This is a genomic window from Pseudomonas sp. So3.2b (genome assembly GCF_019464415.1).
GTDB classification, from domain to species: domain Bacteria; phylum Pseudomonadota; class Gammaproteobacteria; order Pseudomonadales; family Pseudomonadaceae; genus Aquipseudomonas; species Aquipseudomonas shahriarae.
Genome location: NZ_CP080494.1, coordinates 43,790 through 57,906 on the forward strand (window position 1 = coordinate 43,790; position 14,117 = coordinate 57,906).

At 65.5% G+C, this 14,117-nt stretch carries 9 protein-coding genes; all 9 read right to left on the reverse strand.

The window, feature by feature from the left end:
* Window positions 1-33: 33 nt before the first annotated feature.
* From K1X80_RS00225 to tssK, 9 genes are read right to left on the reverse strand one after another with little or no spacing between them, the layout of a single operon-like run.
* Window positions 34-1,746 (reverse strand): SUMF1/EgtB/PvdO family nonheme iron enzyme, encoded by a 1,713-nt coding sequence (locus tag K1X80_RS00225; protein ID WP_128593298.1) that lies wholly within the window; start codon window positions 1,744-1,746, stop codon window positions 34-36.
* Window positions 1,739-2,923 carry an ABC transporter permease gene (locus tag K1X80_RS00230; RefSeq protein WP_220172603.1) on the reverse strand — a complete coding sequence of 395 codons (1,185 nt, stop codon included), beginning with the start codon at window positions 2,921-2,923 and terminating at the stop codon, window positions 1,739-1,741. The genes K1X80_RS00225 and K1X80_RS00230 overlap by 8 nt, the downstream gene beginning before the upstream one ends.
* On the reverse strand, window positions 2,923-3,627 hold the full coding sequence (locus K1X80_RS00235) for an ABC transporter ATP-binding protein (protein ID WP_057961015.1): 705 nt from the start codon (window positions 3,625-3,627) through the stop codon (window positions 2,923-2,925). Before K1X80_RS00235 ends, K1X80_RS00230 begins: the two co-directional genes overlap by 1 nt.
* Window positions 3,627-6,614, reverse strand: a complete 2,988-nt coding sequence (locus tag K1X80_RS00240; protein WP_220172604.1) for a serine/threonine-protein kinase — start codon at window positions 6,612-6,614, stop codon at window positions 3,627-3,629. The genes K1X80_RS00235 and K1X80_RS00240 overlap by 1 nt, the downstream gene beginning before the upstream one ends.
* Complete coding sequence (locus tag K1X80_RS00245; protein WP_057440523.1) at window positions 6,611-7,330, reverse strand: PP2C family serine/threonine-protein phosphatase; 720 nt, start codon at window positions 7,328-7,330, stop codon at window positions 6,611-6,613. The genes K1X80_RS00240 and K1X80_RS00245 overlap by 4 nt, the downstream gene beginning before the upstream one ends.
* The gene (gene tagF, locus K1X80_RS00250; protein WP_057961017.1) at window positions 7,331-7,984 is read right to left on the reverse strand and encodes a type VI secretion system-associated protein TagF; all 654 of its coding nucleotides are present in this window, start codon (window positions 7,982-7,984) and stop codon (window positions 7,331-7,333) included.
* Entirely contained in the window at window positions 7,981-11,481 is a 3,501-nt protein-coding gene (gene tssM, locus K1X80_RS00255; protein WP_220172605.1) for a type VI secretion system membrane subunit TssM, read from the reverse strand. Before tssM ends, tagF begins: the two co-directional genes overlap by 4 nt.
* Complete coding sequence (locus tag K1X80_RS00260) at window positions 11,478-12,767, reverse strand: DotU family type VI secretion system protein (RefSeq protein WP_032856783.1); 1,290 nt, start codon at window positions 12,765-12,767, stop codon at window positions 11,478-11,480. The genes tssM and K1X80_RS00260 overlap by 4 nt, the downstream gene beginning before the upstream one ends.
* 6 nt (window positions 12,768-12,773) lie before the next feature.
* Entirely contained in the window at window positions 12,774-14,108 is a 1,335-nt protein-coding gene (gene tssK, locus K1X80_RS00265; protein WP_057961019.1) for a type VI secretion system baseplate subunit TssK, read from the reverse strand.
* Between the last annotated feature and the right edge of the window lie 9 nt (window positions 14,109-14,117).

A 14,117-nucleotide genomic window follows, 5' to 3' on the forward strand; every position in this document is an offset into this window, starting at 1 on the left:
GAGTCCCTTCCAAGCTCGCTATACAACCAACGGTCAAGACCGCTGACCGCTCGCTGCGAGCAATTCCTTCAAAATCGTTGCCGGGTCGGCTCGCTGTTGTTTGCGATAGTTGCCGACATGGCGAACGAATAACGTCGCGCGTGTCACCAGGCTTTTGCCCAGTACCGGCTTGCGCTCCAACTCTTGCTGGATCCGTTGAAACTGCGCCTGGATCACCGCATCGGTGTAGCGCGTGCCGGTGGCCAGGTTGTCGATATAGATCGCCACTGCGCCGTCGAGCGCGCTGCGGCCATTGGCGATGGCCGTGGCGAACAACTGCGCGCTGGCCTCGTCCTTGGCGTCCAGGGACTGCTGGCGACTCTTCTGCAGATTGATCAGGCGGATGTTGTAGTTATTGATGGTCTCGGCCACCAGGGCGGCAGACTGGATCAGGTTGCCAGCCGCCTCCTCGCGCTGCTGGGCGATCAGCGACACGTTGCGCTTGAGCTCTTCGTTGACCAGCCCCAGCTCGGCCTGCAGCCGTGGGTCGACGCTGGCGGCGATGATGCTGTCCAGGCGCTTGGTCGGGTCCTGGGCGTCGTCGATAGCGTCGGTCAGCGCGGCCAGGCGCCCCTCTTTCTGCCACTGCGCGAACAGTTCGTTGTAGCGTGAGCGCGGTGCCGACAGCGCGCCAATCGCCACCCTGAAGCCCGTGGTCTCGTTGCTTTGCTCCGTGCCATCGGCGCCGAACAGCGGGTATTCGCGGCGCATGCCGCTGAACAGCGTGCCCTCGCCTTCAAGGTAGTTGCCGCCCTTGACGATAAAGCCGCCGTAGGTGCCCTGGCGGCGCCCGGCGTGAACCAGCTGGAACGACTCCTGGACCATCTCCGCGGCGTTGCCGATCACATCGAACATGCCGATGGGGTTCGGTAACTTGGTACCGATAGGCATCAGCCGCGCCGCCTGGCCGGTGCCGCCGGCGACCTGGTTGAACACCGCCCAATCGCCCAGCGGGCCGTCGCTGTCGCTGCCCTCGATACGCCGGGGGAACAAGCGGCCTTCCAGATCCTGGCGGCTCACTGCCTGGCCGCCGCGCGCGGCGAACTCCCATTCCACCTCGGTGGGCAGCCGCACAAACCCCAGGCCGCCATCTTGCGCCGAAGCACCGCGGCCACTGACCGGCAGCAAGTCGCGGTGATATTTCATCAACCAGGCGCTGTAGACCGCCGAGAAACGCTCGGCTTCAAAGCGCGACAGCTTGACCTTGGGCAAGCGCCCGGCCATGCCCTCAGGCACCTCGCACGCTGGCGCCGGCTCACCACTGGCCAGGGACTGCGCCTGGGACATGACCTGGGCGTACTGGCGCGCGGTGACTTCGTACTTGCCGATAAAGTAGAGCATCGGCTTGAGCGGGGTCTTGGCATCGGTCTTGGGCATCAGTGGCGCGATGACCTTGTTCCAGCCCTTGGGCAAATCCTTGAGGGTGAATTGACCGTTGATAAAGTCGCGGCGATAACCCGAGATAAACGACTGCTTGTAGCCCGCCTCGCCTTCGCTGAACGGGTAGCCGAGGCTGACCTCTCGGTCGTCCAGGGTGCCCTGGGCCAGGACATAGGCGTAGCGGAACACCATGTTGCCCTCACACGGCAGCGGCAGGCTGACGTCATCGGCCAACGGCTTGGGGTTGTCGAGCTTATCGCTTGCCTCGTCGGCCCAGGCCACAGTGGCCAGGCTCAGCGCCATGGCGGCGCCCAATAACTTATACATCTCTGATGCCCTCAGAAGCCTGGATACGCGCCACCCGCCACCCCCCACACACGGCCGCCACGGCGCTGACGCCGAGCACCGCGACCAGGGCCAGGGCGTAATGCCGCGCCAACAGGTGGCTGGCGTATTCGCCCGGCACCTGCACGAATAATTGATTCAAACCCGCCTCGGCCAGGCCATACAGCCCGGCGCTGAGCACAGCGGCCAACCCCGCGCTGTAGAGCGCCTGCAGCGTCACGAACAACAACAGCGCGCCCGTGGAAACCCCCAACAGGCGCAACACCGATAACTCCCGGCGCTTGCGCACGACAGCGGCCAACGCCCCGGCGAAAATCGCCGCAAATGCCCCCGCCAAGGCCAGGCCGGCGATGATCCAGAACACAATCGCCAAGTTGCGACTCAGCGACTGCACCTGGGCGATGCTCAGCGCCTGGGTCGAGACCAACAGGTTCTGCGCGGCGAAATACAGCCGTAGCGGCTCAACATCGGTAAGGCTGCGTGCATATAAACGAAACGCCGGATACACCCGCTGCTCGCTCACGCCCACCGCGTCACCCTCCCAGCCCAGCGCCGACACCGCACGGCCATCGCGGTAGTCTTCCGCCGCTTCCAGCAGGCTCAAGTCGGCAAACAAACCGTCCCGCGCAAACGCCTCCAGGGGCAGCACTGCCACCACCTGCAACCGTGCATCCCGGGCCTCGACGCGCCCGGCCACTTGCCGCGCAAAGCGGGTTTGCAGCCAATCTCCCGGCCGCGCCGCCAGCTTCTCGGCGGCGGTGTGGCTCAGCACGATCTGCTCCAGGCCCGCCGGGATAGGCAAACCGCCCAGCAATGGATCACCCGGCGCGGTGGGCAGCATCTCCAGGGTCAACGTGCCCACCTGGGCCGTGGCCGCAATCTGCCGCGTACGCGGGATGGCAAACGCCACATCGCTGCGCTGACCAAGTTGCTCGACAAAGGCGCGACTGAACCGCCCCCCGCCCAACGGGATGATTTCGCGGGTCGCCGGGTCATTCTCCAAGCGCTCGGTCAAGCTGCTGACCAGCCCGAATTTCAGGCCGAACAACACCAGCAACGGCGCGATCACCGCCACCAGCGCCAGCACCGAACAGGCCGACAGCCAGCCATCGTTGCGGTAATCCTGCCAAGCGAGGGAAGCCAACAGAGGGATACGCATCAACACGCCTCCCCGAGAGTCGCCGTGACGCCACCGTCGCTGTCGCGCTGGCAACTGATGCGCCGCACCTGCAAGCCACTGGCGCGGGCCAGGGGCTCGTCATGGGTGGCGATCACGCAGGCGGCGCGGTGCTCACGGGCCTGGGTCAGCAGCGCCTGCATCACGCGCTCGGCATTGAGCGGATCCAGGGACGCGGTCGGCTCATCGGCCAGCACCAATTGCGGGGCATGGGCCAGGGCGCGGGCGCAACTGACGCGCTGGCGCTGACCCACCGACAACGCGCCAGGCTTCTTGGCCAACTGGTCGCTGATTTGCAACTGCGCAGCCAGCCGCGCCACGCTGCCATCGTCCTTCAGGCCCAACAGCTGCCGGGACAGGGCAATATTGCTGCGCACATCGAGAAAGCCCAGCAGGCCACCGGTTTGCAGCACATAACCGAGATGCCGGCTGCGCAACCCGGCCAACGTGGATTGCTGATTGGCCCGCCACAGCCCGCCGATATCCAACTGGTTGAATTCAAAACGGCCCACCTGATCAGGTGCCAGGACCAACGCCAGCAGATCGAGCAAGGTGCTTTTGCCGCAACCGCTCGGCCCGACAATCGCCAGCTGTTCACCTGCACCCAGGTGCAGTGCCGGAATCACCAGGCTATAGCGCTGGCTACCGAGGCCCCGGTTCTTGTGCACCGCGCTCAGGTTCAGCATCAAGGCAGCGTCGACAGTGGCACGCGGTACAACGCATCGCCCGGTTCGGCATCACCGAAACGGACCCAATTGGCCACGTCGTTATGGAAGGTTTCATAGAGGCGGATCTTCGAATCCAGCTCGTCGATAAAGTCTTCCTGTTCGGCCACGCTCAATGACAGCCACAGGTCCTGGGTCATGTTCAGCGACTTGCTGCGGTACGGCAGACCTTCCAGGTATTCACCCAGAATGCCGCCGTCGGCGAGGTTGCCACCCTTGCGCAGGGCCTGCGGGTCGCGGCTCATGTAGGCCGAGGCGCTGGCGATTTCCTGGAAGAAATCCCTGGGCGAAGTCTGGGTCTTGCGTGCCGCATCGACGATCAATTTCAGCGATTGCTGCAAATCGTTGAGCTGCAGTTTGGTCAGCATCACGCAGACCTGGAACGCCGGCAGGGCCGGGTTGGTCAGGTCGCGGTCGGCGGTCCAGGCGTTGACCAGTTGCGGCGCCTGGCTCGCGCCTTTGTGGCCGAGGAAGTCCATGTGCATGGCATAGCCGACGGCGGCGGATTTATCCGCCAGGCTCGGCGCACTGCTGAGCAACGGCACCGGCTGCGGGGTATTGCTGCGTACCTGATGCACCAGGTTGGCGAACACCGTGCCGATCTCATCGACCCGCTCGCCCAGCTTGCGCACATCACCGCCCGGCACTGCCGTGTACAGATCGCCGATCCGTGGGTTGGCGTCGGCGGTCAGGATGCGGTACTGGGATTCGGCGCCGCCATGGGTTTTCTTGCCGGCGTCGGTGCGCAGGTGCAGGGCATAGATCTTGATCTGCTTGCCCAGCGCCGCCTGGCGCACTTCGGCTTCGTTCATCTGGGTCGCGGCAAACGGGTCGTTCTTGCGCAGGGCCCCGGCATCGGTCACCAGCAGGATCAGGCGCCCGCCATAGCCGGACCAATCCATGCCTTCCACCGCCTGCATCACCCCGGCAAACGCATCTTCATTGAACGAGTGGCTGGAGACGGTGGAGGCTTTGACCTGCCGCGCCATATCCAGAAAACGCTGGGGGTCGCGGCCCTGGTCGAGGGTGATCAGGGTCTTGGCCACGTACTCCAGGCCCGGGGTTTTCTTCACGCTGCTGCGAAAGCCAACCATGCCAAAGCTGACGCTGTCCAACTCGCCGCGCTCGGCAATGCGGGTTTGCAGTTCATGGACCACGTCGCGCACCTGGTCGATATACGGCTGCATCGACACCGTGGTATCCACCACCAGCACCACGGCGGTGCGGAACGCATCGGCATTCGCATTGATCAGCGGGGTGGCCGGCTTGGCGGCGGCAGTGCCGGGGTCGATGGACGCCACATTGAGCAACTGCACCGGCTGGCCATTCTCGTCGAAGCTCTCTTTGGCATCGAAGATCGGCAACAGGTAGAACTGGTTCTGCGGCACGGCACTGGCTGTGGGCTCCAGGGCCAGGACCTGTTGATTGTCCTCAGGGTTTTTCTGCGCCTTGAGCAGCAGGTTTTTCGCGGCGGCCGGGTCAGCCAGGAGTTTTTCCACCTCGCCAGGCTGGCGCAGGAACATCACCGGTGCCCGCCCCGAACGCTCAGTGAACTTGAGCACCAGGCTCTGCTTCCAGTCGCTGACTTGCGCGGCCGGCAACCAACCGTCACTGCGCCCATCGGTGGCGGCGCCAATGCGCAGCCATGGGCTGCCGTCGACATCTTTGCGCTGGTACACATAAAGCACCGAGAACGCGGGCAAGGCCTTACCCGGTGCGCCGCCCGCCTCGCTGGAGAGCTTGGCGCCGGGCTTGCTCAGGACGCGCTGGAACAGGGTTTTCTTGCCGGCCATCAGCAAGGGGCGCTGGCCGCCGTCGCTATCAGCGGCCAGCGGTTTAACCGCAGCCGCCGTAGCGGGCACGACCGCAGCAGGCGGCGGCGCAGGGGCGTCGTCACTCAGCCACCAGTAACTGGCTCCACCGATGGCCAGCGCGACCGCCACGGCCACGGCGGCCAATGCCAGGACCGGGCCACGCCGCTGCGCGGACTCCGCGCGATGCTGCGTGGGGCTCACCACCGGCTGGCGCACCGGTTGCGGTTGCGGCGCGGCATTGGGAATTTCGATGGACACCGGGGTCAACCCGGCCAGATCCTGACCGGCCGACATCACGGCGGGGCGAATCAAGGTCGCCTCCAAGGCTTCTTTCGGCGCCTCCAGGGGCAACCGATCCAGAGCCAGCAGCAGCGCGGCGGCATCCGGGAAACGCTGCGCCGGATCCTTGGCCAGGAGTTTTTTCAGCACTTCTTGATAACGGCCATGGTGCAGCGGCAGTTCCGGCAAGGGCTCGGTCAGGTGCGCCAGGGCGGTGGAGAGTGCATCGGTGCCGTTGTAAGGCAGCTTGCCGACGAGGATTTCGTAGAGCACCACCCCGAGGGCATACAGGTCGGCGCGGCCGTCGATTTCCTGGCCCCGCGCCTGCTCCGGGCTCATGTAGCTGGGGGTGCCCACGGCAAACCCGGCCTGGGTGAACTGGGTGCGGTCATCCAGGGACTTGGCGATCCCGAAGTCCGACAGCACCGCCGTGCCATCGGCACGAAACAGGATGTTCGCCGGCTTGACGTCGCGGTGCACCAAACCCTGGGCGTGGGCGTAACCCAGGGCCGAGGCGATCTGGCGGATATACACCAGCCCCTGCTCCGGCGTCAGGCCGGCGGCGATGCGCTCCTTGAGCGTGCCATTGGGCAGGTATTCCATGGCCATGTAATACAGCTCGCCGACATTGCCGATGTCGTGAATGGTCACGGTGTGCGGGTGCGACAGCCGCGCCAGGGTCTTGCCCTCGCGCAGGAAACGCTCGCAGAAACTCGGGTCGGCAGCCAGCGCGGCGGCCATGACTTTCAACGCCACCTTGCGCTCCAGCGACCGCTGGGTCGCCAGGTACACGCTGGCCATGGCGCCTTCGCCGATTTCGCCGTCGATGTCGTAGCCGGGGATGATCAGGGTCATGGCGACACCTTCACGACGAGGGTGGTGATGTTGTCGGGCGCACCGCGATTGAGGCCCAGGTGCACCAGGCTGCGGGCGATTTCGTCAGGCTCGGCATGGCTCAGCACGTCACGGATTTCGTGGTCTTCGACGGTCTTGTTCAGGCCATCGCTGCACAGCAGGTAGCTGTCACCGGGGGCGATCAACAGGTCGACCACCGACAGCTCCAATTGCGCCTCCACACCAATGGCGCGGGTGACGATATTGGCCCGCGGATGCACCCGCGCATCGGCTTCGCTGAGCAGGCCGCTGTCCTGCAGGTCCTGCACGTAGCTGTGGTCGCGGGAGATGCGTTCCAACTCGCCATCGCGCAGGCGATACAAGCGGCTGTCGCCGGCCCACAGGCACACACCGCGCAGGCCGCGTGCGGCCAACACCACCACGGTGCTGCCCATCATGGTCACGCCACGGTTGGCGGTTTCTTCACGTACGGCCGCGTTGACCCGGGTCAGCTCGGTGCGCAGCGCCGCCGTATATTCGTCCAGGGACCGCCCCACGGGCAGGCCGCGCAGGCTGTCGACGATCAGGCTGCTGACATAGTCGCCGGCCGCGTGCCCGCCCATGCCGTCGGCCACCACCCACAGGCGGTTTTCCGGGAGGTCCAGGCACGCGTCTTCATTGACCTGGCGCACCATGCCCACATGGCTTTTGCTCGCGGATTTGTACGTCGACCCCATCTACACCACACCTTCTTGTCCGAGCAGAAATTGCGCAAAATCGCCGGCAGCAGGCAAACCCTGGCACCGTAATAAACCGGGGGAAATACGTTGCGAACCACGCCCCCACCACAGGCTGGCGCCTTCGCAGGCCTGTTCGGCAAGGGCGGTCATGCGCCCATGGGGCACGGTGGCGGCGACCCGTTGCAGGCTGGCGAAGCGACTGTCCAGGGCACGCGGTTCACTGGCCGGCAAGCCCAGGCGGTCAACGCCGTGGTTAAACCCTTCGAACGTGGCGCCGGGCTGCAAGGTGCTGAGCAGCAGCTCCTCGATCTGTTCGAACCAGGCATCCGGGCCACCCACCAGGGACGCCGGATTGGTGTCGTGATCCAACAAGGCGACCACCGCCAGCGGGAAATACCGCCCGACCCGATCAATGCTCGGCATCACGACACCCGCCGCCGCATCCGGCCCGCACACCCCCGGCGCCAGCACGAAACGCCACAGCGGGCTGACCAGGTACGCGTTGAGCCAGTTGTCGCCCAGGCTGTGCTGGCTGGCGAGCAAACCGGCAGCCAGCCAACTGTCCCAGGGGCCGATAAAGCTCTGGGGCAAGGCACGGCTGACAAAGTCCCCGCGACTGGCCAACTTGCCGTAGAACCCCAGGGTGGTCATAACCGCTCCGGCAGGCTGAAGCCACTGAGCACACGGCTCTTGAACGGGTTGAAAGCGCTGTTGGCACGCAATTCATAGGCGATGCTCGCGCCGTCGACCCGCAGACGCAGGTTGAAGCGGTCCGGCGAATTGCCGGCAGAAAGCTCCGATTGCTCTAACAGGCGGAACCACGCCCATGGGCCATCCAGGGTGACGCCGGAGCGACCGCTGGCCGATGGCGGCATGATCGAGATACGCACCCCTCCACTGCTGCCGGGATTCGGCCATTGCATCGCCACCGGCCGGCTCGGGCCGTGGTCGTAGCTCAGTTGCTGGCCGTCCAGGTCAAGCAGGAACTGGGTGATGGTCGCGTCCATCGCCACCGGCTTGAGCTCGAAACGCACGATGGGCTGCGTGCCCCCCGCGCGAAAGAACGCATCCCGAATAGTCGCCGCGCGCTGGAAGGTTTGCAGCACGCCCGGCGCGATGCCGAGCTTCTGCGCCGCCCCCGGCTGCCAGCGCCAGGTCTGCGCGGAGGTATCGACGTAGGGTTGCAGGTATTTGCGGAAGTAGTTGTCCATCACCCCGCCCACCCCGAAGAACTGGCCGAAGTCGTCCAGGGTGGCGTCCCGAGCACTGCCGGGGGACATCGGGTAGCGCCCGGCCAGGGACTGGCGATACACATTCACCACTTCACTGACCCAGGCCGCGTTCAGTTGATTGCGCACCCCGCCCATCATGCTGTTGGTGGTGGAGTTGACCACCGACTTGACCATGCCCTGTACCAGCGGCGGCTGGCGTTCGGCATTCAGGCTGACCCGGGTGGCGGCCGCTGCGGCCTGGTTCTTGGCTTCGCCGAGCAAGGCATCGCCACTGGCGCCGACCATGGCGCTGACCTGCACATACAGCGCATTCATATCCGCCAGCAGGCCGTCGATGGCCGCCGGCTCGCCTTCGTTCTTGGCGACGATGCTGTTGAGTTCGGCAAAGTGCGCGGTCACCGGGTCTTCCGTGAGGGCCGGTGCACTGGCCGTCGGTTGGGCCTCGCCGAGCAGGCTGCCGAGGCGCTCCTTGAGCTTGTCGACGCCACCTTCCACCGGCACGCCCTTGGCCGCCAATTGGCGCTCTTCAGCTTGCAGGTCGGTTTCCTTGGCCACCGCCACCAGCAGCTTTTTCAGCGGCGAGGTCGGGCCGGAGATCACCCGCAACACGTCCGCCGCCTGGGCCACGCTGGTGATGGGCACAAAGTCGATATCCGCCAGCAAGGCGTCCCATTGGCGCTGATAATCCTGGAAGTACAGGCGTCGCACGTCGGCGGCAAGGCTCGCCACATTCTGTTGATCTGCCGGCGCCTGGCCCAACATCCATTGCTCTTCGGCCAGGGTCCCGGCCTGATTCAGGCTGGTCAGCAAAAAGCCCTGGCGATAGCCCTTGGCGGTAAACAAGCCACTCAACGGCTCGCCCAGCGGCTTGCCACTTTTGCGGCTGAACACCAGCGCAGCATCCCGCCCAGCGGCTTCGTTGATGCGGAAGTCGGTCACGCCGTCGGGCAGTTTCTGGCGCTTGACGCGGTCGTACACACGCTGGGCCACCGGCAGTTGTTGCAGTTGTCGGCGCAAGTCGTCGATCAGCCGTGGGTCGAGGCGCGCATTCGGCGGATGGCGGTCGAACAGCGCCTGCAGGTGAGCGCTGAGGGCCTGGCGCTGATCGGCGGGCAGGTCGCGCGGCAGGTTGCGGTCCCAGTCCAGGGCGATCCAGGCCTTGATAAAGTCCGGGTCGTAATGCTCGCTGTCCGCCAGCATCAGGTAGGCCTTCAAGCCTTCGTAGAGGAAATCGGAACTGCCACCACCGTGCAGTTGCTCTTCGATGCGCGTCACCAGGCGCGGGGCGAACACCGCGATCAGCAGCTTGCGGTAGACACTGGCAGATTCGGCTTCGAGCATGTCGCCCTGATACAGGCCCAGGCCCTCGGACCAGCTTGGCGAATCGCCCGCCAGGTTCTTAACCGCGTTGAGCAGCGGCAACACCGCCAGCACATCACGCTGTGCCGGGCTCAGGCTCTGCACGGCCTGGCCCAGTGGCGCGACCTTGTGGTCAACCTGGGCGATATACGCCTGGTTGGCGCGATAACTCAGCCACCACAGGCTGCTGACCACCAGCACCAGCGCAACCGTCGCGGCGAGCACGCCACGGGCGACCCATTTGCGGCGGCGCTCGACCTTCGGGTTGACCCCCACCAGGCCACGCTCGGCAAAGGCCACGGCGCTGAACAGTTTCTCGATGAAGTAGCTGCGCCCAGTACCGCTCTGGCGCGCCAGGTGCTGACGGTCGAGGTTCATGCTCTGGGCCATGGCGCCGATCAGTCGGTCAATCGGGCTGCCTTCCTGGGTGCCGCTGGTGAAATAGACGCCGCGCAGCAGCACGCGCTCTTCAAAGGCATTGGGCTTGAACACGCCCTCGAGGAAGCTTTGCAGGCAATCCTTCAGCGCACCGAATTGCTGCGGGAAGCCATAGATCAGGTCGCGCCGCGCCGGGTCGCGCTCCTGTTGCAGGCGTTCCACCAGGCGCTCGTTGAGGCGCTGCTCCAGGCCGGCGAATTCGCTTTGCAGATGGGCCAGGGGGCTGTCGCTGTGCTTGCCGTCGTCCAGGGCAAAGGTCATGCCCCACACCTGGGCGCGATCTTCCTTGCTCAGGTTGTCGAAAAACTCCATGAAACCCGGCACCAGATCGAGCTTGGTGAGCATCAGGTAAATCGGGAAACGCACGCCCAACTGGGTGTACAACTCCTGGATGCGCAGGCGGATTGCGGCAGCGTGGGCGGCACGCTCGGCGTCAGTGCCCAGCAGCAGGTCCGACAGGCTGATGGCGATAAAAGCGCCATCAATCGGGCGGCGGGCGCGCTGCTTTTTCAGCAGGTCGAGGAAGCCCAGCCAGGCGGCTTTATCCACCGTGGAGTTGCTGTCCTGGGTGGTGTAGCGCCCGGCGGTGTCCAGCAGCACCGCTTGATCGGTAAACCACCAATCGCAGTTACGTGTACCGCCCACGCCGCGCACCGCACCGGCACCCAACTGGGCAGCCAGGGGGAAGTGCAACCCGGAGTTGACCAGCGCGGTGGTCTTGCCTGAGCCCGGCGGGCCGATGATCACGTACCACGGCAACTCATAGAGGTTGCGCCGTTCGTCACCGCCCAACTTGGCCTTTTTCAACAGCGCGAGGGCTTCGTCCATGCGTTGGCGCAGGGTGGCCAACTCTTCGGCAGTGGCGACACTGTTGGGGTCGGCCGGGGTTTCGGCGGCCAGGCTGCGCATCACTTCGGCGGCCTGACGGCGCGCCTGGATGATGCGAAACACGCGGTAGGCAATCCACACCGCGAAGACCAGGATGATCAAGGCCCAGCGCCGGCCTTCCGGCACCAGCACGTCGAGCAACGGCCCGACAAACCAGATGATCAGGCCCAGGGCAATCAGGCCCAGCACGGGGATCACCCAGCGAATCATGAAACTGAAAAACGCCTTCACTCGACGCCCTCCGCCAATACGGTGATTTCAACCCGACGATTGCGGGCACGGCCTTCGGCTGTGGCGTTGGTCGCCACCGGCTCGGTGTCGCTGCGACCCTCGGCGCTGAAGCGCTCGCCCTGGCCGGTCTTGGCCGCGAGGATTTCCAGCACCGACTTGGCCCGCGCCTCGGACAAGGCCCAGTTGGACGGGAAGCGCAGGGTGGCAATCGGCCGATTGTCGCTGTGCCCGGTCACCCGCACCTGGCCCTTGACCTTGCGGATGGCATCGGCGATGCGCAGCATCAGGGGTTGGTAGTCATCGACAATGCTGGAGCTGGCCGAGGCGAACAGTTCATCGCCACGGATCGTCACCACGGAGCGGTCGACGGCATCTTCCACCGCGACCCGGCCCGCCTTGATGTCCTCCACCAGAAAGCCCGCCAGGCGTGGGCGCTCGATGATTTTCGGCTGCGCCACCGGGCGGTCGATGGCCTGCACCGGGATTTCCCCCAATGCATGGATGTTCTTGAACACCGGCTCGGCATCCGACGCCAGTTTCAGGCGCAAGCCAAACAGTAGGGCCAGCAGCAAAGCCAGGCCGATGGCCACGGCGATCCACGGCGGCATGAATTGCGCCAGGCGATCGCGGGCCACGGTCACGCCGCGCCAATGGGGCGACAGCTCGCGCTCATGCTCGCCACGGGCACTGCGAATCGCCGCCGCCGTGCGTTCGCGCAGGGCTTCGAGCTGGCTGCGGCCGTCGTTCATTACCCGGTAGCGGCCTTCGAAACCCAGGCACATGCACAGGTACAACAGCTCCAGCAGATACAGGCGTTCGCGCGGGCTTTGCAGGCAGTGGTCCAGCAGTTGGAAGACCTTTTCGCCGCCCCAGGCTTCGTTGTGCACGGTGATCAGCAGGCTCTGCTTGCCCCAGTCACTGGCGCTGCCCCAAGGCGTGCTCAGCACCGCTTCATCGAGGGCGGTGCACAGCGCGTAGCGGGCCAACAGCACTTCGTTGCGGGCCACGCCGGCCGCCTCGGCGCGTTCTTCGAACTGGCGCAGGTAGGCCAGCAACTGCGCGCGCAGGCTTGAGGGTGCGGGATGGGCGATGGTATTGCGCAGGCGCGTCAGCAGTGCCAGCAAGGGGCCGGCGGCGCTTTCCAGCGGGTTGAGGCCCTGGCTTTTGCCGGTGAGGATCGGCGCCGCCGGCATCGACAAAGGCGCTGGTTCTGCGCGGGCAGGCTCCGGCGCTCGGCCACCCGGACGCGGCATGAACTGGGTGCGGTCGTCATCATTGGGATGCATCGCGGATTATCCTCGGATCGCCCAGAAGGCCAGGTTCAAGCCCGGGAACTGCCCGGCGATATGGAAGGCGAAGCCGCCGGAGTGAATCAGTTGCTGCCAATGCTCACTGCCGCGATCCAGCTCGTAGTAGGTGGAGCCCGCGTGGTAAGGGATTTGCCGTGGCGCCACCGGCAACGGCAGCAGGCCGATGCCCGGCAGTTGCAGGTTGACCAGGTCGCGGATGTGCTCCACCGAGCCGACCTTGCTCTGCTGGCCGAAGCGCGCACGCAGGGTTTCGCCCGGGACATCGGCACGCACCACAAGGATGAAGCTGGCGCTGTCGATCAGGGTTTTGTCCGCCAGCATCGCCACATGCACGCCATAGGCTTTTTCGACAATCGGGATAGGCGTGGCCTTGCTGTCGATCAGCATCGACAGCGCCTCGCGCAGGGCCTGCATCACCGGGGCGAAGCTGAGGGCCAGGTCGTCATGCTGGTAGCGCGGGTATTCCTCGGGGCGCCGCCCCGAGGTGGAGAAGGTCGAGAACTCGCCGGCCAGGCTTACCAGTTCACTGAACAAACGCTCTGGGTGCAGCGGGCTCGACTGGCTCAGGTGCTGGATCAGCGGCTGGGCGCGATTGACCAGTTGCAGCAGCATGAAGTCGGCAATCTCCGAGGCGCCACCGGCACCCGAGGCCACCACCCGCCCGGCCAGGGCTTCGCCGCGCTGGTGCAACAGGCCCAGCAGTTCGCTGCGAAACGCCGTCAGCGGCTTGCTCGCGGCCACATCGAGCACCGGCGGGATGTAGCTGTCATCCAGCACCAGGGCGCGGTCGGCGCGTTTTTCCTTGATGCGCACCAGGCCGATGGCGGCGTAGTCGCTGATGCCATCGGCGGCGGTCAGCAAGCGCAAGGCACGGGAGCCGACGGCCACCGGTGCGCGGTTCTCGAAGGGTGCGTTGTCATCCCGCACCTCGCGCACCTGGCTCAGGTAACGCGCAGCGCCCAGGGGCTCGCCTTCGTCGACCGTATCGCGGGCACCGGCACGCTTGAGGGGCAAGGCCAGGTACACCAGGCCGTCACGCAGGTTGTCGTCGATGTTCAGCGGGCTCGGCGCCAGGTCATCCTGGGGGATATTGAACGGCGTGCCATCGGGCAACAGGCCACGGGCCGAGACAATGGCCAGCTTGCCCTGGGCCAGCAGGCCCTGGTCGATCAGCAGTTCGGAAAACCCCCAGGCGCCGGCCGACAGCGGGCGGCTGCGGGCATCAATCAGGTTTTCCAGGTAACGGTCATGCTGCTGGAAGTGCTGCGTTCCGATGAACATGCCTTCCGACCAGACCACGCGATTGTTCCAGGACATGGGGGCTCC